Source organism: Paraburkholderia dipogonis (assembly GCF_042680985.1).
GTDB classification, from domain to species: Bacteria; Pseudomonadota; Gammaproteobacteria; order Burkholderiales; family Burkholderiaceae; genus Paraburkholderia; species Paraburkholderia phytofirmans.
Genome location: NZ_JBHUFR010000001.1, coordinates 298,202 through 322,913, shown reverse-complemented (window position 1 = coordinate 322,913; position 24,712 = coordinate 298,202). Strand labels below are relative to the sequence as shown.

General features: G+C 62.1%; 28 protein-coding genes. 17 read left to right on the top strand and 11 right to left on the bottom strand.

What is annotated here, in order from left to right; all coding sequences use genetic code 11:
• Position 1: 1 nt before the first annotated feature.
• From ACFSNN_RS01325 to ACFSNN_RS01315, 3 genes are all read left to right on the top strand, one after another.
• Positions 2-745, top strand: a complete 744-nt coding sequence (locus ACFSNN_RS01325) for an LOG family protein (RefSeq protein ID WP_041759380.1) — start codon at positions 2-4, stop codon at positions 743-745.
• Between the two features lie 218 nt (positions 746-963).
• Complete coding sequence (locus tag ACFSNN_RS01320; RefSeq protein WP_134462010.1) at positions 964-1,533, top strand: chromate transporter; 570 nt, start codon at positions 964-966, stop codon at positions 1,531-1,533.
• Positions 1,530-2,060, top strand: coding sequence for a chromate transporter (locus tag ACFSNN_RS01315; protein ID WP_134462007.1), 531 nt, complete (start codon positions 1,530-1,532; stop codon positions 2,058-2,060). Before ACFSNN_RS01320 ends, ACFSNN_RS01315 begins: the two co-directional genes overlap by 4 nt.
• A 58-nt stretch (positions 2,061-2,118) precedes the next feature.
• On the opposite strand, the gene ACFSNN_RS01310 is transcribed toward ACFSNN_RS01315, so the two are convergent.
• Positions 2,119-3,645 (bottom strand): AMP nucleosidase, encoded by a 1,527-nt coding sequence (locus tag ACFSNN_RS01310; RefSeq protein ID WP_012428586.1) that lies wholly within the window; start codon positions 3,643-3,645, stop codon positions 2,119-2,121.
• A gap of 199 nt (positions 3,646-3,844) precedes the next feature.
• Here ACFSNN_RS01310 and ACFSNN_RS01305 point away from each other — a divergent pair, with 199 nt between their 5' ends.
• The 7 genes from ACFSNN_RS01305 (at position 3,845) to ACFSNN_RS01275 (ending at position 9,675) form a co-directional block, all read left to right on the top strand.
• Complete coding sequence (locus tag ACFSNN_RS01305) at positions 3,845-4,240, top strand: hypothetical protein (RefSeq protein ID WP_012428587.1); 396 nt, start codon at positions 3,845-3,847, stop codon at positions 4,238-4,240.
• Between the two features lie 223 nt (positions 4,241-4,463).
• Positions 4,464-5,459, top strand: coding sequence for a homoserine kinase (locus tag ACFSNN_RS01300; RefSeq protein WP_134462004.1), 996 nt, complete (start codon positions 4,464-4,466; stop codon positions 5,457-5,459).
• Positions 5,450-6,256, top strand: a complete 807-nt coding sequence (locus tag ACFSNN_RS01295; protein WP_012428589.1) for a BPSS1780 family membrane protein — start codon at positions 5,450-5,452, stop codon at positions 6,254-6,256. The genes ACFSNN_RS01300 and ACFSNN_RS01295 overlap by 10 nt, the downstream gene beginning before the upstream one ends.
• Positions 6,257-6,428: 172 nt before the next feature.
• Positions 6,429-6,881: a MarR family winged helix-turn-helix transcriptional regulator gene (locus tag ACFSNN_RS01290; protein ID WP_134462001.1), complete on the top strand. Its 453-nt coding sequence runs from the start codon at positions 6,429-6,431 to the stop codon at positions 6,879-6,881.
• A 174-nt stretch (positions 6,882-7,055) separates the two neighbouring features.
• Positions 7,056-7,475, top strand: a complete 420-nt coding sequence (locus ACFSNN_RS01285; RefSeq protein ID WP_134461998.1) for an organic hydroperoxide resistance protein — start codon at positions 7,056-7,058, stop codon at positions 7,473-7,475.
• 187 nt (positions 7,476-7,662) lie between these two features.
• The gene (locus ACFSNN_RS01280; protein WP_134461995.1) at positions 7,663-9,162 is read left to right on the top strand and encodes a cryptochrome/photolyase family protein; all 1,500 of its coding nucleotides are present in this window, start codon (positions 7,663-7,665) and stop codon (positions 9,160-9,162) included.
• 54 nt (positions 9,163-9,216) lie between these two features.
• On the top strand, positions 9,217-9,675 hold the full coding sequence (locus ACFSNN_RS01275) for a TspO/MBR family protein (RefSeq protein WP_134461992.1): 459 nt from the start codon (positions 9,217-9,219) through the stop codon (positions 9,673-9,675).
• Between the two features lie 84 nt (positions 9,676-9,759).
• On the opposite strand, the gene ACFSNN_RS01270 is transcribed toward ACFSNN_RS01275, so the two are convergent.
• Both ACFSNN_RS01270 and ACFSNN_RS01265 read right to left on the bottom strand, forming a co-directional pair.
• Positions 9,760-9,936 carry a DUF3563 family protein gene (locus ACFSNN_RS01270; RefSeq protein ID WP_134461989.1) on the bottom strand — a complete coding sequence of 59 codons (177 nt, stop codon included), beginning with the start codon at positions 9,934-9,936 and terminating at the stop codon, positions 9,760-9,762.
• Positions 9,937-10,043: 107 nt separating this feature from the next.
• The gene (locus ACFSNN_RS01265; RefSeq protein ID WP_134461986.1) at positions 10,044-11,240 is read right to left on the bottom strand and encodes an extracellular catalytic domain type 1 short-chain-length polyhydroxyalkanoate depolymerase; all 1,197 of its coding nucleotides are present in this window, start codon (positions 11,238-11,240) and stop codon (positions 10,044-10,046) included.
• 432 nt (positions 11,241-11,672) lie between these two features.
• Here ACFSNN_RS01265 and ACFSNN_RS01260 point away from each other — a divergent pair, with 432 nt between their 5' ends.
• From ACFSNN_RS01260 to ACFSNN_RS01245, 4 genes are all read left to right on the top strand, one after another.
• Complete coding sequence (locus ACFSNN_RS01260) at positions 11,673-12,374, top strand: phosphatase PAP2 family protein (protein WP_134461983.1); 702 nt, start codon at positions 11,673-11,675, stop codon at positions 12,372-12,374.
• Positions 12,375-12,509: 135 nt separating this feature from the next.
• On the top strand, positions 12,510-13,283 hold the full coding sequence (gene modA / locus ACFSNN_RS01255; protein WP_134461980.1) for a molybdate ABC transporter substrate-binding protein: 774 nt from the start codon (positions 12,510-12,512) through the stop codon (positions 13,281-13,283).
• 23 nt (positions 13,284-13,306) lie between these two features.
• Entirely contained in the window at positions 13,307-13,981 is a 675-nt protein-coding gene (gene modB / locus ACFSNN_RS01250) for a molybdate ABC transporter permease subunit (RefSeq protein WP_134461977.1), read from the top strand.
• A gap of 1 nt (position 13,982) precedes the next feature.
• Positions 13,983-14,684, top strand: a complete 702-nt coding sequence (locus ACFSNN_RS01245) for a sulfate/molybdate ABC transporter ATP-binding protein (protein ID WP_134461974.1) — start codon at positions 13,983-13,985, stop codon at positions 14,682-14,684.
• Positions 14,685-14,710: 26 nt separating this feature from the next.
• Here ACFSNN_RS01245 and ACFSNN_RS01240 read toward each other — a convergent pair whose 3' ends face one another.
• On the bottom strand, positions 14,711-15,547 hold the full coding sequence (locus tag ACFSNN_RS01240) for a TOBE domain-containing protein (protein ID WP_134461971.1): 837 nt from the start codon (positions 15,545-15,547) through the stop codon (positions 14,711-14,713).
• 202 nt (positions 15,548-15,749) lie between these two features.
• Here ACFSNN_RS01240 and ACFSNN_RS01235 point away from each other — a divergent pair, with 202 nt between their 5' ends.
• On the top strand, positions 15,750-16,544 hold the full coding sequence (locus ACFSNN_RS01235) for an SDR family NAD(P)-dependent oxidoreductase (RefSeq protein WP_134461968.1): 795 nt from the start codon (positions 15,750-15,752) through the stop codon (positions 16,542-16,544).
• Between the two features lie 55 nt (positions 16,545-16,599).
• Here the strand turns inward: ACFSNN_RS01235 and ACFSNN_RS01230 are convergent, their stop codons facing one another.
• The 6 genes from ACFSNN_RS01230 to ACFSNN_RS01205 all read right to left on the bottom strand — a co-directional run bounded on the left by ACFSNN_RS01230 (position 16,600) and on the right by ACFSNN_RS01205 (position 22,620).
• The gene (locus ACFSNN_RS01230; protein WP_134461965.1) at positions 16,600-17,679 is read right to left on the bottom strand and encodes a porin; all 1,080 of its coding nucleotides are present in this window, start codon (positions 17,677-17,679) and stop codon (positions 16,600-16,602) included.
• A gap of 142 nt (positions 17,680-17,821) precedes the next feature.
• Positions 17,822-19,630, bottom strand: a complete 1,809-nt coding sequence (locus tag ACFSNN_RS01225; RefSeq protein WP_134461962.1) for a sulfatase-like hydrolase/transferase — start codon at positions 19,628-19,630, stop codon at positions 17,822-17,824.
• A gap of 118 nt (positions 19,631-19,748) precedes the next feature.
• A complete protein-coding gene (locus ACFSNN_RS01220) occupies positions 19,749-20,492 on the bottom strand; it encodes an alpha/beta hydrolase family protein (protein WP_134461959.1) in 744 nt (247 codons plus the stop codon).
• A 39-nt stretch (positions 20,493-20,531) separates the two neighbouring features.
• A complete protein-coding gene (locus ACFSNN_RS01215; RefSeq protein ID WP_166799304.1) occupies positions 20,532-20,672 on the bottom strand; it encodes a hypothetical protein in 141 nt (46 codons plus the stop codon).
• Positions 20,673-20,883: 211 nt separating this feature from the next.
• Positions 20,884-21,849: a LysR family transcriptional regulator gene (locus tag ACFSNN_RS01210; RefSeq protein ID WP_134461953.1), complete on the bottom strand. Its 966-nt coding sequence runs from the start codon at positions 21,847-21,849 to the stop codon at positions 20,884-20,886.
• A gap of 327 nt (positions 21,850-22,176) precedes the next feature.
• Positions 22,177-22,620: a hypothetical protein gene (locus ACFSNN_RS01205; RefSeq protein ID WP_134461951.1), complete on the bottom strand. Its 444-nt coding sequence runs from the start codon at positions 22,618-22,620 to the stop codon at positions 22,177-22,179.
• Between the two features lie 113 nt (positions 22,621-22,733).
• On the opposite strand from ACFSNN_RS01205, the gene ACFSNN_RS01200 reads away from it, so the two are divergent.
• Positions 22,734-23,171 (top strand): MbcA/ParS/Xre antitoxin family protein, encoded by a 438-nt coding sequence (locus ACFSNN_RS01200; RefSeq protein WP_134461948.1) that lies wholly within the window; start codon positions 22,734-22,736, stop codon positions 23,169-23,171.
• Entirely contained in the window at positions 23,168-23,869 is a 702-nt protein-coding gene (locus ACFSNN_RS01195) for an RES family NAD+ phosphorylase (protein ID WP_134461946.1), read from the top strand. The genes ACFSNN_RS01200 and ACFSNN_RS01195 overlap by 4 nt, the downstream gene beginning before the upstream one ends.
• Before the next feature lie 103 nt (positions 23,870-23,972).
• On the opposite strand, the gene ACFSNN_RS01190 is transcribed toward ACFSNN_RS01195, so the two are convergent.
• On the bottom strand, positions 23,973-24,710 hold the full coding sequence (locus tag ACFSNN_RS01190) for a metallophosphoesterase (RefSeq protein ID WP_208949554.1): 738 nt from the start codon (positions 24,708-24,710) through the stop codon (positions 23,973-23,975).
• Positions 24,711-24,712: the final 2 nt, after the last annotated feature.

The following is a 24,712-nucleotide window of genomic DNA, read 5'->3' as shown; positions in this document are numbered from 1 at the left end:
TATGACTAAGAGAAAAGTGATTCCGAGTCTGCGATCACTCGCAGATCAAGAGCGCGCAACGGCCAAAAAGGCCCGCGCATCGTGGCAGATGTTCACGATTATGGCAGAGTTTATCGAGGCGACCGAGTACCTCTCGGAGATTCGTCCGGCTGTCAGCATCTATGGTTCAGCACGTTTGAAACCGAACTCGCCCTACTACAAACTTGCCACGCAAATCGCGCGCAAGCTCTCGGACGCCGGCTTCGCCGTGATCTCGGGCGGCGGCCCGGGCATTATGGAAGCGGCCAACAAGGGCGCGCATGCAGGCAAGGCGCCTTCGGTCGGCCTGAACATCGAATTGCCGCACGAGCAGTCGGGCAATCAGTGGCAAGACATCTCGTTGCGCTTCCGCCATTTCTTCACGCGCAAGGTCACGTTCGTGAAGAACTCGGACGCCGTGATCGTCATGCCCGGCGGCTTCGGCACGCTGGACGAACTCGCCGAAGTGCTCACGCTGATCCAGACCAAGAAGTCGCGCCACGTGCCGATCATTCTGGTTGGCGCCGAGTTCTGGGAAGGCCTGCTTACGTGGTTCAAGAACTCGCTCACGCCCATGGGCCTGATCAATCCGACCGACATGGACCTCATGCAGGTCATCGACGATCCGGACCAGGTGCTCGAAGCGGTGCTGAAGTTCTATGAAGACCGCGAGGAAGCCGAGCCGCAACCGACCAAGTCGGACGAAGACCGGATGTTCTATCTGTGAGGCTGCGCGCTTCGCGCCATGGCGCGAGGTGAATGCAACGCAACGCGACCAACTCGCTTACGCAAAACGGGCAGCCTTCGAGGCTGCCCGTTTTGCTTTTGATCGCCTTGATAGGCTTGCGCTCGTGACTTGAGATCACAAGTGCGGTGCTCAAAAATCGTTTTGCTCGACGCCGGTTCAGCGCTAACCTCCTGAGCTTGAACCGGAAGCCAACCGATATGGACCACGATCTCACCTCGTCCGAGCCCGCGCTTGCGCCCACCCCCACCTTGCGGCAAATCTTCAGCGGCTTTCTCGGCCTCGGGCTGATCTCGTTCGGCGGCGCGCTGCCGCTGGCGCGCCGGGCGCTGGTGGAACAACGCCGCTGGCTGAGCGCCGACGAATTCACCGACTTGCTGGGCCTCTGCCAGTTTTTGCCGGGCGGCAATGTGATCAACCTCTCGGTGGCGATGGGCATGCGCTTTCGCGGCGTGCCGGGCGCGCTGGCCGGTCTGCTCGGATTGATCGCGGGACCGTCGCTGGTGGTGATCGGCCTTGGCGTGCTGTACGAACACACGCAAAACGACCCGCACGTTCGCCATCTGTTCGCCGGTCTCGCCGCCGCGGCCGCCGGCCTGCTGATCTCGATGGCCGTGAAAATCCTGCTGCCGCTTCGACATAGCCCAATGGCCGCGCTCATCGCGGCACTCGGCTTCATTGCGATTGCGATCATGCGGCTGCCGCTTCTGCCCACCATGCTGGTGCTGACGCCACTCAGCATCTACATTGCGTCGAGGAGCGCACGATGAACGACACGCTCGTTGCCCTCGCCGTTATTTTCAGTCAGCTTTCGCTGCTCGCGTTCGGCGGTGGCAATACGATTCTTCCGGAGATGCAGCGGCAAGTGGTGGATGTGCATCACTGGATGCCGGCCAGCGAATTCAGCGCGCTGTTCGCGCTCGCGCAAGCCGCGCCGGGGCCGAATCTGATGATCGTCACGCTGATCGGCTGGCACGTGGCCGGCTGGGCGGGCATGCTGGTGACGTCGGTGGCGAAGTTCGGGCCGTCGTCGCTGGTGACGATCCTCGCGATGCATGCGTGGGAGCGCTTCAAGGACCGCCCGTGGCGGCGTTACGCGCAACTGGGACTGGTGCCCGTGACCGCTGGCATCATCGCGGCGAGCGCGGCGCTGATTGCCGAAGCCTCGAACTCGACGGCAATCGCGTGGGCGATCACCTCTTTCACCGCCGTCATGGCGATGACGACACGCATTCATCCGCTGTGGCTTCTGGCGGCCGGCAGTTTGATCGGGCTGATCGGCATCGGGCAGCTTTGAGTTTGTTCGAGCAGGAGCGAGCCGAAGTAGCGCTCGCCCTCGCCTGCGAAAAACCCGCTTACTGAAACGCGACTTCCGCGAAGCTGCGCAGCTTGCGGCTATGCAAACGATGCAGCCCGTTCATCCGCAATAGCTCCATCGCCTTCACGCCGATCTGCAGATGCTGATCGACCTGCGCACGGTAGAACTGATCCGCCATGCCGGGCAACTTCAACTCGCCGTGCAAAGGCTTGTCCGACACGCACAGCAAGGTGCCGTAAGGCACGCGGAAACGGAAACCGTTCGCGGCGATGGTCGCGCTTTCCATGTCAAGCGCAACCGCGCGGCTTTGCGAGAGCCGCTGCACCGGCTCGCGATGATCGCGCAACTCCCAGTTGCGGTTGTCCACACTCGCCACCGTGCCCGTGCGCATGACGCGCTTCAGTTCGACGCCGTCCAGCTGCGTGACCTGCGCGACCGCGCGCTCCAGCGCCACCTGCACTTCGGCGAGCGCCGGAATCGGCACCCACAGCGGCAAGTCGTCGTCGAGCACGTGATCCTCGCGTACGTAGCCGTGCGCCAGCACATAGTCGCCGAGACGCTGCGTGTTGCGCAGCCCCGCGCAGTGGCCGAGCATGATCCATGCATGCGGACGCAGCACGGCGATGTGATCGGTGATGGTCTTTGCGTTCGACGGTCCGACGCCGATGTTGATCATCGTGATGCCGCTGCCGTCCGCGCGCTTCAGGTGATACGCGGGCATCTGCGGCAGACGCGGCGGCGCCGTGCCTTCCTGCTCCTGTTCGCCCAGATTCGCGTTGTACGTGACCACGTCGCCGGGCTCGACGAACGACGTGTATTCGCTGCGATAGGCGCGCAATTCTTCGTCGTCGGTATGGGCCATCATCGTGCGGCCGAGTTTGACGAACTCGTCGATATAGAACTGGTAGTTGGTGTACAGCACGTAGTTCTGGCAGTGCGTGGGCGAGGTCGCCGTGTAGTGCTTCAGCCGATGCAGCGAGAAATCGACCCGCGCCGCCGTGAACAACGCAAGCGGATGCGGCTCGCCCGGCAGCGGTTCATACGTGCCGTTGACGATGCGGTCGTCGAGCAGCGCCAGGTCCGGCGTGTCGAACACGTCGCGCATCAGGAACAGGCGCTCGCGATCCAGATCGCCTTCGAGATGGATGCCCTCGGCGAAAGCGAAATGAATTGGAATCGGCTGGTCCGACACGCCGACTTCGATCTGCACGTGATGATTCTTCGCCAGCAGGCGCAATTGCTCGCGATAGTAATTGCCGAACAGATCGGGCCGCGTGACGGTCGTCTCGAAGACGCCCGGACCCGCGACGAAACCATATGAACGGCGTGAGTCGATATGCGTGTTGACCTCGGTGCACACCCGCACGAACGGATAGCAGGCGCGCACCCGGCGTTCGAACAACTCGTTGCGGCGATAGCGCGCGAAGGCATCGCGCAGGAACGAGGTGTTCGCTTCGTAGATCGCCGAGAGGCGCGTGACGGCCTCGGTCGCGTCGTCGAAGGATTCGGTTGGGAAGCTGTTGGCGGGAGTCTGCACCGCGCGTTGATTGGTATCGTTGTTCATCTTCATTCGCCTCTAATGATGAGGCCACATTACCACGGAACCGTTGCTCGCCAAATCACCTGACGGTGCTGCAACACACGTTGCCGCACCGCCCGCAAGTTTGCGCGCACGCCGCGCGAAAGCGGCGCAAAATAAGGCGGTCGCGCCCGAGGACCAGGTGGGATTTGCTAGAATCGGGGCACCATATTGGAGAATCACCATGAAGCCGCTCCTTCCCGTCGCCGTTGCACTGGCCTTCGCCTTTGGCAACGCCGCGATGGCTGCCCAGCCTGTCGACGATACACCGGCTCCCGGCGTGCCTCAGTCCGCCAACGAACGGGCCGGTCTGCCCGACCTGGAGAAGATCAATCGTCCGGCCGCCGAGGTCAGTTCGAAGGTCGAAATCAACGTGCCGCGCACGCCGAGCTTCTACGAACGCAGCGCCAACGGCACCGAAATCACCGAATACCGCGACAAAGGCAAGCCCGTCGAAATCAACGTGCATTCGAACCTCGGCACGCGCTATCAAATGAGCGCGCCGCTCGACACGTCGCCCTCCGTGCGCGACAACGGCCGTGCAAGTACGCGTTTGCCGTCGGTGCACCTGACCTATTGATGCATGCCGGGGCGGCGCCCCGGTGTGGGGCGCCGCCCGGATCCACGCGCCCGCAAGGCGCAGTCCCGAGCCTCGGACTGGCTGGCCGCTCACCTTGGCGGTAAGGCGTTGACATACCGCCGCGCTGCACGGTGCCGAAAAACGCTTTCTCGATACCGCATTTGCCTTACATCGCACTGGCCGACTCGCGCCAGCCCGACCAACCTGATCTGACGTTTCCCGCATGGCTGTCTTCACCGCTGTCACCGAACCCCAACTTGCAGAATGGATGAGCCATTACGATCTCGGCGACGTCGTCGAATTTCGCGGCATTTCCTCCGGTATTGAGAACAGCAACTTCTTCCTGACGACGACGCGCGGCGAATACGTCCTCACGATTTTCGAAAAGCTGACGGCCGAACAACTGCCCTTTTATCTCGACCTCATGCGGCATCTGGCCGCGCACCGTGTGCCGGTGCCGGACCCCATGCCGCGCGAAGACGGCGCGCTGTTCGGCACCTTGCATGGCAAGCCCGCCGCCATCGTGACCAAGCTCGAGGGCGCGCCGGAACTGGCGCCGGGCGTCGAACACTGCATCGAAGTCGGGCAGATGCTGGCACGTATGCACCTGGCCGGACGCGACTACACGGGCTATCAGCCGAATCTGCGCAGCCTGCCGTGGTGGCGGGAAACGGTGCCGACCATCCTGCCGTTTCTGGAGGGCAAGCAACGCGAGTTGTTGTCGTCAGAACTGGCGCATCAGGAAGCCTTCTTCGCCTCGGTCGATTACGCCGCGCTGCCCGAAGGCCCGTGCCACGCCGACCTGTTCCGCGACAACGCCATGTTCGCGCACGCCGCGCCGGACACGGGCCACGAAGTGCGCCTCGGCGGTTTCTTCGACTTCTATTTCGCCGGCTGCGACAAGTGGCTGTTCGACGTGGCGGTGACGGTCAACGACTGGTGCGTCGACCTCGCCACCGGCAAGCTCGACGACGCGCGCACCGAAGCCATGCTGCGCGCCTACCAGACCGTGCGTCCCTTCACCGCCGAAGAAAATTGCCACTGGGGCGACATGCTGCGAGCGGGCGCGTACCGTTTCTGGGTCTCGCGCCTGTATGATTTTTATTTGCCGCGCGCGGCCGAACTGCTCAAACCGCACGATCCCGGCCATTTCGAGCGCATTCTGCGCGAACGCCTAACCGGCGTTGCACTTCCAGGCATTCATACCTCATGCAACTGATCGAAGTCCCCGCGAAAGCCGGCTATGTGTGGTTCCGGCAGGGTATCTGGCTGTTCCGCAAGAACCCGCTCGCGTTCCTGACGCTGTTCTTCACCTATCTGCTGGTGATGACGCTCGTGGCGCAGATTCCGGTGGTCGGCGGCGTGTTGCCGCTGGCCTTCATTCCGGGCGTCGCGGTCGGCTTCATGGCGGCGTGCCGCAACACGATCGCCGGCAAACCGGTGTTCCCGACCATTCTGGTGGACGGTTTTCACTCATACGGCCCGGTGGTCGCCAAACGGCTGCTGGTGCTCGGCGTGCTCTACGTCGTCGCGATGGCATTGGTGCTGGCCGCTTCAGCGCTCGCCGACGGCGGCATGCTGCTCAAGGTCATGCTCGGCGCAGCCACGATGGATCAGGACGCGATCGCCAACAGCAATATCCCGCTAGCGGTGATCACGGCTTTCGTGGTCTACATTCCTGTGGCGATGATTTTCTGGTTCTCGCCGATTCTCGCCGCGTGGCATGACGTGCCGCCCGTCAAGGCGATGTTCTTCAGCCTCGTCAGTTGCTGGCGCAACCGCGGCGCGTTCATCGTGTTCGGCGCGCTGTGGTTCGCGGTGGCGATGACGGTGTCGCTCGGCTTGTCGGCGCTGATGCAGGCGCTAGGCGCGGGCGACTTCGCGTTCGCGATCCTGATGCCCGCCACGATGATCGTCACGACCATGCTTTACTGCTCGTTCTACGCCACTTATCGCGGCTGCTTCGGCGTGCAAACGCCCGAAGCACCGGACTTGCCGACCACACCGGCGGCTTGAGTTCCATTCGGGCGCGGGTGCTGTTCTGGCGCCCGCGCCGCGTCGCCTTCGCGGCGACGCCTGCCCGCGCCGTTTCCTGAAACTCTAGGCTGCACTCGTCAAGCTGCGTCGATTTGCGGCACAATGATTTGCGCGCAATCCATTTGCACGCTCTTTTTATACGAGATGCATCATGACCCAGCGCCCCGCCTTGCCCTTCACGCTCGACGAGCAACTCTGCTTCGCCCTCTATTCGACCTCGCTTGCCATGACCAAGGCGTACAAGCCGCTGCTGGACAAGCTGGGCCTGACGTATCCGCAATATCTGGCCATGCTGGTGCTGTGGGAGAGCGACGACGTCACGGTCAAGGACATGGCCGCGCGTCTGAATCTCGATTCGGCAACGGTCACGCCGCTGCTTAAACGCCTCGAAACACAAGGGCTGCTGGAGCGGGTACGCGGTGTCGAGGATGAGCGTCTCGTGTATATCCGGCTCACCAAAGCCGGTGCGGCGCTCAAGCGCCAGGCCCGCGAAGTGCCCGCGGAAATCTTTTGCGCGACCCAGCAGACGCCCGAATTTCTGCTGCGTTTGCGCGACGAACTGACTCGCCTGCGCGCCACTCTCAACGATTACATGGACCACTAGCCGGTTCGTTGCAAAACACGTGCTATCGCTACGATGCGAAAATTCATTTGCACACAAATGATTTGTGTACTATCTTACTCACATACCGCAGCGATAGCGCTCCGCCAAAACGGCGGGCTCAGCAAAGAGCGGCGAATTTGCAGATCCTGACAACCCAGACAAAGGAGCAGCACCATGAACATCCTCTACAAAGCAAGCGCAACGAGCACCGGTGGCCGCGACGGCCGTGCGGTGTCGTCGGACAATGCATTGGACGTGAAGCTGGCAGCACCGCGTGAACTGGGCGGCACGGGCGCGGCGGGCACGAATCCGGAACAGCTCTTCGCCGCAGGCTACTCCGCATGTTTCCTGAGCGCCATGAAGTTCGTGGCCGGCCAGAAGAAGCAGACCTTGCCGGCCGACACGCAAGTCACGGCGGAAGTCGGCATCGGCCCGAACGACACGGGCGGCTTCGCACTCGACATCGATCTGCGCGTCTCGCTGCCGGGTCTGGACGCCGGCGCAGCGAAGGAACTGGTCGACGCAGCGCATCAGGTCTGCCCGTACTCGAACGCCACGCGTAACAACGTCGACGTCCGCTTGCTAATCGCCTGAGCGAAGGATTCGACGCATCGCCAGAGAAATCGATTGAGCGGCGCGGAAAACCGCGCTGCTTGCCACGACAGCGCCCGCACCCTGCACAATAGGGGCGGGCGCTGTGTCGTTTGCAGACGCGGCATGCAATGTGCAGCGCAGCTCCGAAACGCAGCCGTCCACCTTAATTCCACTATCTACGTTCCCGATGACACGCGTCCGACGCTTGAACGACTCTTTCGACACCGGTCTGGTCTGGTTTCGCCGTGACCTGCGCAGTACGGACAACGCCGCGCTCTACTACGCGCTCAAGCATTGCGAGCGCGTGTGGTGCGTTTTCGTGTTCGACACGACGATCCTGCAACCGCTGGTCGACGCCTGGCAGGCTCGCCATCCGGATACGCAGCCGCAGGATCGCCGCATCGAGTTGATTCTTGGGGCGCTGGGCGAACTGGATGAAGCATTACGTGCCGATGGAGGCGGGCTGATCGTGCTGTACGGCGACCCCGCCGACCTGGTGCCGAAGCTCGCCGGCGAACTCGGCGTGGACGCTGTTTTCGCGAATCACGACTACGAACCGGTCGCCATCGCGCGCGACGAGACAGTCCGCGAGACGCTCACTGAAGCCGGACGCGAGTGGCTAACGTTCAAGGATCAGGTGATTTTCGAGCGGGACGAGGTGCTCACCGGTCAGAACAAACCGTTCACGGTGTTCACGCCGTACAAGAACGCTTGGCTCAAACAGCTGACGGCCTTCTATCTGAAGCCATACCCGGTAGAAAGTTACACGAAGCAACTGGCAGCGCCGCCGTCGAAGCTCGACCGCCGTTTACCAACGCTCGATCAACTCGGCTTCGCGCCGAGCAATCTCGCGGAACTGGACCTGCCCGCCGGCATGAGCGGCGCGCAGCGTCTGCTCGACGACTTCGCGACGCGCATCGACAGCTACAAGGACCGGCGCGACTTTCCCGCCGCGAAGGGTCCGAGCTATCTGTCGATCCATCTGCGCTTCGGCACGGTCTCGATCCGCACGCTCGCGCGCCTCGCCCACGAGATGTCGCTGCAACCCGACGGGGAAGGCTCGGCGACGTGGCTGTCGGAACTGATCTGGCGAGACTTCTACTTCATGATCCTCGCGCATCATCCGCGGCTCGCGAGCGGCGCGTCGTTCAAGGAAGAGTACGATCGGCTGCGCTGGGAGCAAGGCCCGGAAGCCGACGAGGCGTTCGCCGCGTGGTGCGACGGCCGCACCGGCTACCCGCTCGTCGACGCCGCGATGTTGCAACTGAACCGCACCGGCTATATGCACAACCGTCTGCGGATGGTGACGGCGAGTTTTCTGGTGAAGGATCTCGGCGTGGACTGGCGACTCGGCGAGCGGTACTTTGCCGAACAGTTGAACGACTTCGATTTTTCGGCGAATAACGGCGGCTGGCAGTGGGCGGCGTCGACGGGATGCGACGCGCAGCCTTATTTCCGGATCTTCAATCCGACCACGCAGTCCGAAAAATTCGACGCCGAAGGTCGCTTTATTAAGCGTTATTTGCCGCAACTCGCGAAGCTACCGTCGAAGTGGATTCATGCGCCGTGGCTGGCGGGCACGGAGACGCTCGCGGAATTCGGCGTGGTATTGGGCAAGGACTACCCGGCGCCGATCGTCGACCACGCCGAAGCGCGGGCGCGCACGCTGGCGCGATTCGGCAAGTGAGCACACGCTTACGTCGCTTTGCTTCGATTCTGGATATCTGAAGGAGACTCGCGGATGCGCCAATGGCCGTCGCTGGTATTGTTTCTTGTTCTGGCGTTCACAGCCGCGTTCGTCGCGAGCCGGTTTCTGCCTGACGCCTGGTACGAGGCGCTGCAAAAGCCTGCGTTCAATCCGCCAGACTGGGTTTTCCCGCCGGCGTGGTCAGTACTTTATGCGCTGATGGCGATTGCCGCCTGGCGCGTGTGGAAACGCGACGGTCTGAGCGCAGCGATCGTTTTATGGCTGGTGCAATTGCTGTTCAACGCAGCCTGGATGTGGCTCTTCTTCGGCTTGCATCGACCGGACGTGGCGCTGGCCGACATTCTGATACTGCTGGTATTGATCGTCGCGCTGACATTTGCATTCTGGCGACGAGACCGCTGGGCAGGCGGACTATTGATGCCCTATGTGGCTTGGGTGGCGTTCGCCGCAGTGTTGAATCACGCGTTGTGGCAATTGAATCCGGCTGTCTGAGCGCTTGCAACGACTGCGACAGCTTGGGCGCCTCACCCTGAACACCGGCGTTGCAATTCGCGCCGATGCTTTAACCGATACAACTTAGTGCTGGGTCATCCACGACGGTTGGCGGACGTTCGACTCACGGTCCAGCTTGCGCATACGGAATTCCAGATCGTACAGATCGGTCGCTTCAGCGAGGAAAGCGTCAGCGCGTTCTTTCGCGAGTTGATCGGGCGATTTGGTCAGAAACAGAAACAGGCGGGTAAGCAGGTACATGGTCAACCTCGACAATGAATTTAGGCGTTAACGCCTAAGGGATAACCCGTATTATAGGGAAAACCCTAGGAATGCGCCAGCACTCATTTCGAAATGTTGTATCACCGTCAACGCGCGCCCGCGGAGGCCGCTGCAGCGTCGGCTTCCGCAATACGGCCCGTGCCCGTGCGGCGCTGATGCTTGAAGAATTCCCACACCATGGCGCTTGCGTCGGGACCTTTGGCGGAATGAAACGGCACAGCGTCGTCGCCGCCGCTCCAGGCATGGGCAAGCCCTTGCACCCGGCACAGCCGGACCACGCGCCGCCCGCCGCGCAGATAGTCGCGCATGACCACGCCGCCCTTGCGATCTTCGCGGACTTCGCCTGATTTGCGCGCGCCGTTCTGGTCGACGATGCGGTTCAGGCGGAGAAACTGTACCGCCAGCTGGTCGGCATTGACCGGCGAGACCACATGGTCGGCGTCGCCGTGGATGACAATGGCCGGCATGCCGGGGTAACGCGCCACGTCGGCGGCTTCGTCGACCAGTTCGGCCGGTTCGCGGCGCGCGCCGCGCCGCATGACGTCCATCGCCGTAATGCCGGAACGTGCCTCGCCAAAAGCAGGGCCGGAGTGCAGCGCGACCGCCGCGAAATGCTCCGGATGGTTAAGGGCGAGCAGCGCCGTCAGGCCGGCGCCAGCGGAGATGCCGGCGACATACACGCGCTCGCCGTCGAAACCGTGCTGCGCGACCAGCGCGTCCACTAGCGAAACCACCGCGCGCGCTTCGGCGCCGCCGGCGCTTTCGCCGGCGTCGTACCAATGCCAGCAGCGGTGCGAATGCACGTGCTTCGACTGTTCCGGATAAACCACGGCAAAGCCGAAGCGGTCGGCGAGCACGTTCATCCGCGTGCCTTCGGCGAATTCGTCGATCGACTGCGTGCAGCCGTGCAGCATCACCACCAGCGGCATGGCTTCGAGCGCATGGCCGGTTGGGACATACAAGCCGTATTGAAGGTGGTTGACGAGCCGGCCGGGCGCGGCAGGCGCCGAGTGGAACGAGCGCGTCCATGACCCGCTCGCCCATGCCGAGGCGCGCGGACGCACCCGTGATTCACGTGCAGCGGCGTGCGGCACCTCGCGTTTGGCGGGCGCGCGCACGGCCGCGGCCGGCTTGATCGGGCGAACTTTGGTGGACGGCTTACTGGTGGCGGCGCGGGCCGGTCGCGTCGTGGTGCGCTTGGTGGTCTTGCGAGCGTGCTCGGTCTGGATCGCGAGCAGGCGCTTGAGACCGCGCAGCCAGATTTTCGATAGACTTTTTGCCATTGGCGGAAAACCTCGCAAAAAGGGACAGGGTCCGTCCGGTAGAACGGTACTTTGTTGTGCAATGCACAATAACACCATTCCTCATGCGATGCTGGCACCTCTGAGTGCTATCCGGGACCGCGATTTCCGCTCGGCGAACCTTGTCACGAAGGCGGCGTCAAAGCTCGGCAAGGCTCGTGCACTGTGCGTTTTCCGCTTGCTTGTCGCTTTGTCTGCCGGTTGCCGCCGGATCTTTGCCGCTTGTTCGCGAGCCGACTCCCAGCGTCAAAAAGTCTCGCGCGCAGTGCGATCGCTTTTCAGCACCCGTCTATACTGGCGGTTAATTCTCTGCCGCACGGACTTTGCCGCGCCGGCCGAGTCGGCGACTTGCGCCGCTCGTGCGTTAATTCACCACCAACCCGATTCTACGCGGCCTTGGTCGCGCCTTTTGCCATGCTCGATTTGCCTGCCCACCTTTGGTATTCGATCACCAGCCTCGGCGGCGCCGGCATGACGCTGCCGCTCGCGTTCGCCATTTCGCTGTGGCTGGCGGTCGGCTACACGTGGCGCATGGCGGCGGCCTGGCTGCTGCTGCTCGGCGCGGCCATCGGTATTGTGACGGTGACGAAGCTGGCGTTCCTCGGCTGGGGTGTCGGCGTGCGCGAACTCGATTTCACCGGCGTCAGCGGTCACGCCATGCTGTCGACGGCGGTCTATCCGGTCGTGCTGTTCCTCATGCTCTTGCCGGCGCGGCCGTCCATCCGTCTGGCTGGCGTGCTGCTCGGCCTCGCTGCGGGGATCGCGGTGGGTTTGTCGCGCGTCGTGCTGAGCGCTCACTCGCCGTCTGAAGCCATTACCGGCTGTCTGACCGGTGCCCTGGCGGCGCTGGTGTTCGTCCGTCTCGCGTGGCATGCGGAGCCGGGCCGGTTGTCGGCCCTCCCCGTCGCCATCAGCATGATGGTCCTCGCGGTGCTGGCGCACGGTGTCCACGTGCCGACGCAGCGCTGGGTCACGCATATCGCACTGAAAGTGTCCGGTCATGACCGGCCGTTCATTCGCGCAAAGTGGAAGGCGGTGCGCGATGTCCGTCCGGCCACGGCGCCGCTGTCGCAAACGCTCAACATGCTGACGCGGCCGCATTCGTCCGACGTCTGAATCGACTCCCGTTGCTCGATATACCGCTTCATGCTCATGGCTGAATAGTTGTCATGGGCGACCGCTATAACCTGTCATATATTACGATGGCGGTTTAACCCGCCGATCCGGGTCACGCCGGACTTCCAAGCCTTCATGACACTCTCCCGCCGCCTTCTGAAGCAAGCGCTGTTCGTCGCCAGCGCCGTCTCCGTCGCCATCAGCGCCAATGCGCGCGCCGACGAACTGGTGGTCTCCGCGGCCGCCAGCCTGACCAACGCGTTCAAGGCGGTCAGCGAAGTGTTCGAGCAGCAGCATCCGGGCACCAAGGTGCTGCTGAACTTCGGCGCCTCCGACGTGCTGATGCAGCAGATCGTCAAGGGCGCGCCTGCCGACGTGTTCGCGTCCGCGGATCAAAAAGCCATGGACAAGGCCGCCGCCGAAAAAGTGATCGTGCCGGCTACACGTAAGGACTTCGCCGCCAATTCGCTGGTGCTGATCGTGCCGACCGACAGCCATTTCGCGCCGACCGCGCTGAACGACCTGGCGTCGGCGAATGTGAAGCGCGTGGCGTACGGCGATCCGGCGTCCGTGCCGATCGGCCGCTACGCACAGGGCGCGCTGCAGGCCGCCGGCGTGTGGGATGCCGTGAGCGCCAAGGCCGTGCTGGCGGCGAACGTCCGTCAAAGCCTCGATTACGTATCGCGCGGCGAAGTCGACGCCGGCTTCGTCTTCAGCACCGATGCCGCTGTCATGCCGGACAAGGTCAAGGTCGCGCTGAACGTGCCGACGCAAACGCCGATCACCTATCCGATCGCGCAAGTGGAAGGCAGCCGCCATGCCGCGGACGCGCAAGCGTTCATGAACTTCGTGCTGTCGCCGGCCGGCCAGGCCGTGCTCGCGAAGTACGGCTTCAAGCCCGCGCACTGACACCACCAGGACGACGCACGCTCATGCAACAGGCCTGGATTCCGCTCCTGCTGTCGTTGAAAGTGGCGGGCTGGGCCACGGCGCTGAATCTGGTATTCGGCGTCGCGGCGGGCTTCGGTTTGTCGCGCTGGCGCTCTGGCGCGCGCGACGTGATCGATTCGCTGCTGATGCTGCCGCTCGTCATGCCGCCCACCGTGCTCGGTTACTACCTGCTCGTCCTGCTCGGACGGCGCGGTATGATCGGCGGCTGGCTCGACCGTTTCGATATCCAGTTGGTGTTCACCTGGCAGGGCGCGGTGATCGCGTCGACGGTCGTGGCTTTTCCGCTGGTGCTGAAATCGGCGCGCGCCGCCTTCGAGGCCGTCGATCCGCAACTCGAACGGGCCGCGCGCACGCTCGGCGTCAGCGAAACGGCCGTGTTCTTTCGCGTGACGCTGCCGCTCGCGGCGCGCGGCATTCTCGCCGGCGGCTTGCTGGCTTTCGCGCGAGCGCTCGGCGAATTCGGCGCGACGCTGATGATCGCGGGCAATCTGCCGGGCCGCACGCAAACGCTGTCGGTGGCGGTTTACTCGGCGGTGCAAGCCGGCGACGACAGCACCGCGAATTTCCTCGTGCTCGTGACCTCGGTGACGTGCGTCGTGATCCTGTTACTCGCGGGGCGTCTCGTGCCGCAGCACACCCTGTTGAAGTCGGGTTGATATGCTGCTCGCCGTCGACATCCGCAAGACCTTCCAGAGCGCCGAGCGCCGTTTCACCCTCGACGTCGCCTTCAAGGCCACCTCGCAACGCGTGGTTTTGTTCGGACCATCGGGGGCGGGCAAGAGTCTGACCTTGCAGGCGATCGCCGGCCTGCTGCGTCCCGACGAAGGCTCGATCACGCTGCATGGCCACGCGCTGTTCGACAGCGCGCGCGGCGTCGATCTGAAACCGCAAGCGCGCAAGCTCGCCTACCTGTTTCAGGACTACGCGCTATTTCCGCATCTGAACGTGCGGCAGAACATCGGTTTCGGTTTGCAGCAGGGCTGGCTCAATCCGCGCAAGCGCATCACGCATCCGCAGATCGATTACTGGCTCGATGCGCTCGAATTGAAAAGCGTGGCGGGCAATCATCCGGCGCAGCTTTCCGGTGGACAAAAGCAGCGCGTGGCGCTGGCGCGAGCGCTCGTCGCGCAACCTCAGGTGCTATTGCTCGACGAACCGTTTTCGGCACTCGACAGCGCCTTGCGTCAGCGCATGCGCCGCGAACTATCCGATCTGCAGACGCGGCTCGATATTCCGATGGTGTTGATCACGCACGATCCCGACGATGTCGCCGCCTTCGGCGATCAGGTCGTGCAGGTCAACGACGGCTGCGTGCGCGAGGATCATCCGTTCGCGGGGTATGTGCGCAGCGAGCCTTGAGTCTGGACGGCGAGCCCGTCGCCCGCTCAGTCCTTTACGCCAAGTATCACGCTCGACGCCTTGAACGCCGCGACGGCGCTCCCGCCTTCGACAAGGCCAAGCATGTCGACGCTTCCATTGGTGACGACCGCGGTGATCACCGCGCCGCCTTCCAGCACCAACGACACCTCGGCGTTGACCGCGCCGCGCTTCACGCTCTGCACCGTGCCGCGCAACTGATTGCGCGCCGAGAGTTTGAGCGGCGCGCCGCTTGCGTTGTCGACGAGCAGCACGACCCACGACGCCTTGATCAACGCGAACGCCGCTGCGCCTTCGGCGAGCCCCAGCGTCTCCGTGCTTTCATGTGTGATGACCGAGACGATCGCGTGGCCGCCGGGCAGCGTTAGCGTGATTTCGTCGTTGACGGCGCCGCGCGTGATCGCCGACACCGTGCCATACAGCTGATTGCGCGCGCTCGTCTTCACACCGATGCGGCCGATCAGATCCCAGTCCGTCGCAAATCCTTCTATCGCCGCGCCCGCGCGTTCGAGAAAGCGTCGATGCTCGCGCTCCACCGCGCGAAACGTCTCGATCAGTTTGACGGCGCGTGGCGTCAGCGTGGTGCCGCCGCCGCCCTTGCCGCCGGTCAGACGCACCACGAGCGGCTCGCCGGCGAGATTGTTCATCGTGTCGACGGCATCCCACGCGCCTTTGTAGCTGATGCCGACCGCTTTCGCCGCGCTGGTGATCGAGCCGGTCTCGCCGATCGCCGCGAGCAGCGCGATTCGCGACGCGCCGCCGAGCGTCTGCGCGCCCGCCTGAAACCAGACAGAGCCGCCGAGTTCAAGCGTTTCGCGGAAAGGATCGGTGCGGTCGGATGTCATGGCGAGGCGCGGTCGATGACCGGAGGAAGGACGACGAATGATTATAGCGACGCGCGCCTGCGCCACCGGCCGCTAACCTGGCGGACCTCGAAAACGGATAGATGGGATACTTCGACTTCGACGCTTCGAACGCCAGGCCCTTTGCATTTTCGGCGCGGCTGGCCACCGCCGGTGCGCTGCAACTTCAACAAGGAGCAAGACAGTGAACATCGATCTATCCGGCAAGACCGCTATCGTCAGTGCATCCACGGCGGGCATCGGCCTTGCTATCGCCACCGGCATTGCCGCGGCCGGCGCGCTGACCATCATCAACGGACGCAAGCAGGAGGCGGTGGACCGCGCGATCGACACGATCCGCAAGACCGCGCCGCAAGCGAAATTGCAGGGCTTCGCGGGCGACCTCGGCACGTTGGAAGGTTGCGACGCGCTGGCGAAAGCCGTGCCGCAGGCGGATATTCTGGTGAACAACCTCGGCGTCTTCGGGCCCGGCGACATCTTCAGCACCGAAGACGACGACTGGGAACGCTACTTCCAGGTCAACGTGATGTCTGGCGTACGGCTCACGCGCTGCTACCTCAAAGGGATGATGGAGCGCAAATGGGGCCGCGTGGTGTTCATCTCGTCCGAATCCGGGCTGAATATTCCGCCGGATATGCTCGCTTATGGTTTCTCGAAGACGGCGCAACTAAGCATTGCGCGCGGCATCGCCAAACAGGCGGCCGGCAGCGGCGTGACGGTGAATGCCGTGCTGCCCGGACCGACCTTGTCCGACGGCCTCCGCTCGATGGTCGAAGAAACCGCCAAAGAGCAAGGCAAAACCGTCGAGCAGGTCGCCACGGAGTTCGTCCGCGAGCATCGAAGCAGTTCGATCATCCAGCGCGCGGCTACAACGGAGGAAGTCGCGAACATGGTCGTCTATGTCTGCTCGCCGCAGGCCTCGGCGACGACCGGTGCGGCGCTGCGAGTGGACGGCGGCGTGGTCGATACGATTGCGTGATGTTGGCGCTTTTCCGATGAATGACGGGCGGCATGGCCGCCCGCCTCTGCTGTTGTCAAAAGGTATGGCGAATGCCGATCGTTGCTCCAGTCGTCGTGCCTTGCAAGCCATATAACGCGTAGCCGATGGCGAGACCGCTATTCATTGCACCACGGTTGTTGATCGCTGCCACCTGCGCGTAGAGCGCGGTTCGCACGGACAATGAATAAACAGTGCCTAGCGCACCCATGATCGACGAATTCGCCGAATCGTTTCGGTCCATTCGGTAGTACACGCCACCGTTCAGGTTCAGCGCGGGCGTCGCATACCAATCCATGCCCAGCCCATAAAGATTCGAGTTGAACGATCCTGCGACCTTGTAATTGACGAACTGCGCCTTTGCGGAGACGGCACCGAACTTGTAGACCGTGCCGACTGTTCGGCCTGAGAATTGAAGCGTCGTGGGAATGGGCGTTGACACGGTTCCGCCGCCGTTTCCCGAATACAACGCCGCATTGACCATGAAGTTGCCGTTCTGGTATTTAAGGCTTGCGGAATACTGCCTGCCGGCCTGGTAGTCGCCTGCCTTCCCGCCCAGTGCGACAAGCGCGCTGCCTTCAAATCCTCCAATAGACGGGCTCGCGTAGGAAATTCCATTGGCGTTGAATGCGCCGGTGCCCAGCACGTTATTGACGTAGTTGACAAGGCCGCTGCCGAACTGCGAAAAACCTCGCGGGTCAGTCTCAAATAAGGCCATGAAGAACGGCGAGAATTGCAGGCCGAATTTCGCCTGACCATAAGGACCCGCCAATGCGACAAATGCCTGGCGCCCGAACAGATTTCCATTGGAATTCTTAAAACTTCCATCCATCAGGCTGACACCGCTTTCGAGCGTGAAAAGAACCTTGGTTCCTCCTCCAATGTTCTCGACACCTTGCAGCCCGAATAACGTGGGCGAAGCCCCGCTGTTGATGGCCGATAGTTGATGTCCGTCATTCCCGCCGCTTTTCACGTCGAATGTCCGGCTTGTGTACAGGAGGCCGGCGTCGAGACGTCCGTATAGCGTGACGCTGCTTTGCGCGCACGCGCTGTCTAAGATGAAAATCGCGCCGATGCACGCAGTCAGCCTTGCCAGACATCTAAAAAGTCGATTCATTATCTCCTCACATATTATGGATAGCTAATCATATAATTTACAAAAATCGTCACGAAAAGGTCACGCTTGCCGCCGGCCTACACGAGGGCCTCGGCTTGCGGGCATCGGCCGTCTTTGTGTACGTTAGCCGCGCCGACGGCTTCTAAGCGTGCGAATGGAACGCAAACTGTACTTTGCCGTCACGGATCGGCATACCGTCCACGTTGTCCTTACCGATTTCGGCATCAATAAGCAAATTCAATTTTTCGTTCATGGCGAGCAATAGCCCTTCGTGATGCCTGCGTTCGAGCGCAAGATTGCGCAGTTCATGCGGGTCGCTCTCGAGGTCGTAAAGCTCGACATCGTTATGTGCGAATAACTCATCGACATTGCGCGGCAAGTTGAAATCCATCAGCGAGAAATAACGACTGAATCTATATCTGCCGTCATACACGCTGCGAATCGCACCGCGCTTTCCGAAATCCGGTTGCTGCGCCCGAATTCTGCGGTGAATCTCTTCCGGCGGAGTCTTTCTGTCGAAAAGCATGCTCAGTTCCCTGAGCATCCACTCGCTGTCGTAATAGAGGAGCATTGCGTAGCAGAACAATGCGGCTGGGCGAACTGCGTCGATTGAGGAGTTTTCGGGTGAACGCAGCAGTGGAACAAGGCTCGATCCCTTCAACGCCTTTCCTCCGATTCGCGCGGCGTCCTTTGTGTCCATGCCTGTCAAGTCGAGCAAGGTAGGCACGAGATCCATGTGTGACGTCAGGGAACGACACACCTCTCCGCCCGGATAGGCCGGATGCCGGATTACAAGCGGCACATGATTCTGCTCGCGATATGCTGTCGCCCCTTTCCCGACGAGTTGGTGGGCGCCGACGTGGTCGCCGTGATCCGAACTCATAACGACGATAGTATTGTCGTCAAGATTCATATCGACGAGCGCATCGAGCAATCGCTCAATATGGCGGTCGCAATCGCGAATGCAATTGAAGTAATAGTCCTGGTAGACCTTGATACGCTCGTCATTGAGCGGATATCCGCCTACGAGATTGGCATGAGCCATGTTGTACATTCCGTGCGCGGCCGGACGTCCTGGCGCGTCATACGGTTGACGCCGGGAAACGGAAAGAGGTTCGTTCCAGCGCGCATCGTAGATCACGTCACGCGGCGGCCTTGCATTGCCAAGCAGCGGATGACGGCGATTCTGCAAATCATCGTTTCCCCGATCTGTATCGACGAACATGACGTCATGCGGATTGACAAGATTCACTGCCAGAAACCAGGGCTTGCTATTCTCGGAGCGTTGCCTGAGCCAGCTCACGGCGGCACCTGCGGTGATACCGTCGTAGTCGTAACCGCCTCGTACCATGCCAATGAGATCTCCGACACCGAAATAGTCGTCGAAACCATAGTCCTGCATCGACTTGTTATAAGCGTTGATCGGTGCGGTATACGGGCTGCCCGTTTCGTGCAGACTCTTGCTGAGATGCCATTTCCCCAGATAAGCGGCGTGATAGCCTGCGTCCCGCATCATATGGCCAATGGTACGAATGCCGGTGGACATATCGGGTTGCCACGGCAAGCCCGCATTGTCGAACACACCAGTTTGCGGCGTGTGCGATCCCGTATAGATCGTGGAGCGCGAAGGAGAACACACACAGGCCGCGATCTGGTGATTCGCGAATGTTATTCCGTCGCGCTTTAACCGTTCGCGGCCCGGTACAGGGAACGGCCAGGTGTCGAAGTGACGTTCCTGGTCCGTCAGAATAAACAGAATGTTGTACCCTTTCGGCGGCACGGCAGGCGCGGGCGCCACAGTACGCCTGTTCGCGGCAGGCCGGTCGGAAGTGGCATTCGCGAAAGCCGGCAGATCGACTCCGGCAGATGCGACCGCGGCACTCGCGGCTTTCAGAAAATGACGGCGTCCCGCATCACCAAGGCCGGATGCGTGATTATCCTGTTCATTCATGGTTGTCTTTTGAATGGCGCATGTCTCATTACGCCATCGCTTCCGAATGGAATGTGATTGATGTTATAGAGAACTCGTCTCCACCATTTGGCAATAATCTGAATGGTTTGTGCTCGCGTTAATCCCGGCCGGCCTGGATAATCTTTTCGGCGAGGCCGGCAGGATTCGAGAACATGACCTGGTGACTGCCACTCATGTGCACGACGCGGCAAGGAAATAGACGCTCCGCAAAGCGCGGGAACCATGCGTACTCCCCGGGCGGCATTGCTACATCCGCTTGAGCATTCAGGTAGGACTTCGGAATTTGCAGCTTGTCGAAGCTCTTCAATGGAACCTTATCGGTCAGCATCCGATAAGGTTCCGGGCACAACAGGCCGTAAGTATGCTTTGCAGTGGCCTCGTCCGCGTCGCCGATAAAGCCGTCTCGCCAAACCTGATACGGAAGCACCACGCAATTGTCTCCGCGCTCCTCTGCGATTGCGTCCATCATCAGGTTGTAAGTCGGCGGCGACACATCAGCCACGCTCTCGCCGTCTTTCAGCACGAATGCGTTCCAGTAGACGAGGCGCCTGATAAGCTCGGGAACCTCTTCGGCGACTCGAGAAATAATCGACCCGCCGAAGCTGTGCCCCACCAGCACGATATTCTTCAACCCGTTGCGCCGGATATATTCGACGACGGAAGCCACCCCGTCTGCGTGGCCGACATCACGCTCGCGCGGCTGGGCGTTGTACGCATGCCCCGCCACAGTCGGAGTATGGACTTCGTGCCCGGCAATCCTGAGGTTTTCGGCGACAGGCGCCCACAGGTCCCCGTAGTGCCAGGCGCCGTGAACGAGTACGAACGTATATCCCCTTTCCATTTCTTCACCTTTGATTCAAGAGCAACGATTATTGAATGTTCAATTAATGTTGAAGAACCCGGGCGCATTCCCGCCAAGTATCTTCTGCTTTGCCTGCTCGCTCAGATCGGGATGTACTGCGGCATTCGTGCCGCCGAGTTCGAACGAGATATCCTTCACGCCGTCGGCGACGTTCTTCATGATCGCGGTGCCTGTGCGCGACTCACGCGTGAGCCGCAATAGCCGCTCAGTACGCGCGGCGCGAGCCGATCCGCGACCACAGTGTCTCCTCCCAGATCAAGGTATGAGCGAAGTCTATGAGCAGCGCGCGGGAAACGAAAATCAGGGTTTCGTCGTTGGGTATGCGAAAGATGCATACCCACGCGCGTCCCGTCAGGCTTTCAGCCCCCGCTTAGCCGATTTCGTGCGTCGTATCGGTGGCCACGCGGCGCAGGCATTCTATGAACGCGAGGCACGCAGCGCTATGTTGCTTGTTCGAGCGCACTGAGAAACCGATCGTGCCAAACGCGCCCGTTTCGGGCAGATCGAGGATGCGCAAAACACCCGCAGCTTCGAACTGGCGGGCGGCGACGCGGGGCATCAGCGCAACCCGCTGCGTTTCCAGCAGCAATCCAATATTGGTCAGCAGCGAAAGCGATTCGACAATGTCGACCGGCAACGGCAAGCCGGCTGCGCGAAACAAGTGCTCCGCCGCCAGCCGCGACGGCGAATCGGGCGTAGGCAAAATCCACGGCGATTCCGCCAGCTGGGACAAATGCTCGATGCGGCAACTCGACGCACTAAAGCCCTTACCGACCACGACACACATCGATTCCTCGAAGAGCACTTCGTGGGTCAATGGAAAAGCGCTCGCGATGGGTAATTCCTGTTCGGGCAGACGGCCGACCACGACGTCGAGATCGCCGGTGGCGAGCGCAGGAAAGAGCTGTGCGGTGGTGCCCTCGCGCACGGTCACGAGCACCCTGGGCGAACGCGCCTTGAGAGCCGTGATTGCATGCGGGAGCAACCGCGCCGAAGCCGAGATCAATGTGCCGGCGACCACATGGCCACTCGTGCCGAGCCGAAAGTCGTTCACCTCGTCCGTCATGTAACGAATCTCGGCCATCAGCGACTTCACGCGCCGCCCGAGCAGCGCGCCCAGAACCGTCGGAACGACGCCGCGATTTGACCGGAAAAATAGCGCTTCGCCGAAATACGACTCCAGTTCCTGAATTAGTCTGGTCACGGCTGGCTGCGTGAGATTCAACTCGTTGGCGGCGCGCATGACCGACCGCGTTTCGAGTACGCGGTCGAAGATCATCAGCTGATTCAGCTTCAGACGGCGAACCAGAGAGTTTTCGCTGATCGTTTTTTGCATGACGAGCTTTGCCTGCCGATAGAAATTGCACACATGACCTGCCGGTGCGCGAGCTTTTTGCCTCGCACGATGACGGTCGCTGGGGCGCAGAATACAGGAGGCAAGAAACGTTTTCCGATCATCGGCCGCTATCGGTCGGCTCGAACGCGGCGAGCGGATCGACTTGACACTGAAGCAACCCGCAGACGTCGGGTTGTTTTGGCACCCGTGGAAGGTCCCGTCTCCACGCCTGGAAAAGCGTGTCGACACGCATTCTCGAACTTGGGCGCAGGGCGCTGAGTCCGCCGGGCTGCAAGCCGAAAACGCGAACGCACGGCTGACGGTGGCTCAGTGAAGAATTGGCGGCAGCGAACCGCTGCTGGCGGTGGCCGGATTGCTCGTTGCGTTTGCCGCCTTGGCGCTAACGCTCGCGGACGCCGCCGGCACCTTCCCATGCAATAAGGCCGGATTTTTCACGCCAGTTTTCGCCACCGCGCGGGCAGTCTGCGGATGAGCCGAACGAGCCGGTTTGCTGCCATGTCCGCTTGCTGCCACGACGCGTGGCGCGGCGTGCTTCGTGGCAGCTTTCGAAGCGGCCTTCGGCCCGGCTTTCGGCCCGGCTTTCGGCCCGGCTTTCGACGCGGCAGCAGACTTGGCCTCGCCCGACTGCTTCGTGACATGCCCGCTCGCCTCGGGCGGATTCCACACTTCGGCATAACCGGCGGCCGACGCCGTGCCCGACACACACCACACGGCAAGCGCCGCTCCTGCTGCTACTGCTCGAACGCCCATCTCCTGCTTCTCCTGATCTTCGATTTTTTCAACGAGCGAGGATTATATTCTCTTGCAAAAATCCATATTTAGACTAATATAAATTTCAAGTACAAATTAGGACTTACCTGTTCATGGCTCACGCTGCCCGTGCCACTCAACCCGAAGCACCGATTCGTCGGCCGGTTTCGGAACCCACGCTAACGGAAATGTCCGCGGCGGGTCTACGCGCGTTCTTCAACATTGCGCGCGACTGGGACCTGAGCGCGGAAGAACAGATCGTGCTGCTCGGTTCGCCGGGCCGCTCCACCTATTTCAAATGGAAGGCGGCGCCTGAAACGGCCCGTCTCGGGCGCGACACGCTCGAACGCCTGTCGCTGCTGCTCGGCATCTACAAGGCATTGCAAATCCTGCTGCCGCAGGCCAGCGCCGCCGATACCTGGATCAAACGCCCCAATAGCGCGCCGCCGTTCGGCGGCCGCCGCGCGCTGGACCGCATGCTGGCGGGCAACATCAGCGACCTCGTGGCCGTGCGCCAGTATCTCGACGCAATGCGAGGCGGCTGGGCGTGACACAACCGCATTGGCAGGACCGCTGGCGCACGGCGCCGCTCGATTGGTCGCCCGCGTATCGCGTGATTCCGACGCGCTTTCCGGCCGTCAATCTATTCGACCGGGTTGCTTCGCCGGAAGATTTCGACGCGCTATACGCGCTCGAAGCGATGACCAACGACCGCCTGCGCACCGAAGTCGGCGAACTCGATCTGGTGCCGCGCGAGGAGCGCCGCTTCGGATCGGGCTACGGGCCGATCATGGCCGCGTTGACGCATCTGAATCCGCTTGGCAGCCGTTTCTCGGACGGCACATACGGCGTGTTCTATTGCGCCCGCTCGCGCGCCACCGCGATCGCCGAAACGCGTTATCACACGGGGAAATTTCTGGAGGCAACCGCCGAGCCGCCCATGCGCCAGCAGATGCGCCTCTACACCGTCGTCGCGCAAGGCAACGTGGTGGACATACGCGACGACACGTCGGTGGATATCGCGGTGCTCTCACCGGACGACTACCTGGCCGGACAATCGCTCGGCCGGCGCGTCCGCGAGGCGGGTGCGCCAGGTATCGTGTATCCGTCGGTTCGGGATGACGGCGGTGAGTGCCTCGCCGCTTTCAAAACCACGCTGCTACGCGATTGCCATCACGCGGCTTATCTGGAATACAACTGGAACGGCACGAGCGTGGATATGGTGTTCGAACTTAGCCAGGTCGGCTGATCGGGTGGCCTGAATGGCCGATGCGTAGCTCATGCGCGGCCGGCATGTGTCCCATGTGCGGCCAATACGCGGCAGACGTGCAGCCAGCGCGCGTCGCCCGCCGTCAAGGCAGCGCCAACGCCGCCGCACCTTCCGCTCGCGCCTCTTCGGTTGAGACGGACCAGCGCCTCAACGCGAGCGGCTCCACGATCGTAAGCTTGCCGCCCGGCCCGAACGCGCCGGTGTCGATGAACAGCTGCGAGCCGACCTGCTTGATGTCGCGCATCGGCGTGTGGCCGCAATAAGTCAGCGAGAGTCCGCGCTGCCGCTGCGGATCGCTATTGCCCAGCGCCAGGTCGCGGCCCCACAGCAATCGCTGGCGGGTTTCGTCGGAGAAATTGCCCGCGTCGAGTTCCGCGTCCGAGCCGAAAAATTCGGCATGCAGAACATTGAAGCGGTCCTTGCCGCTGCCCACCACGCGCACAAGCGGCAACCCGCGCAAAACTTCTGCGTAGTGCTGCAAGCGTTCGTCGGACAATTGCGCTGCCCAGATGCCGCCGATTCCATACCACCACTGGCGCCGCAAGCGTCCGTCGGCGACGGCGCACAGCGTGTCCTCATGATTGCCGAGCACAGGGAAAAACCACGGCTTGTCGAGCAGCGCCAATGCCAGTTCGGAATGCTCGCCGCGGTCCACCAGATCGCCGACCGAAAACAACCGGTCCCGCGTCGGATCGAACGTGATCACGCTCAGCAGATAGCGCAATGCATCGACGCAGCCATGCAGATCGCCGACCACAAAGTCGCGGCCGCTCTGGTTGGCCAGGTGATGCTGAACGGAATTGACGAGTACGGTAGCCATGA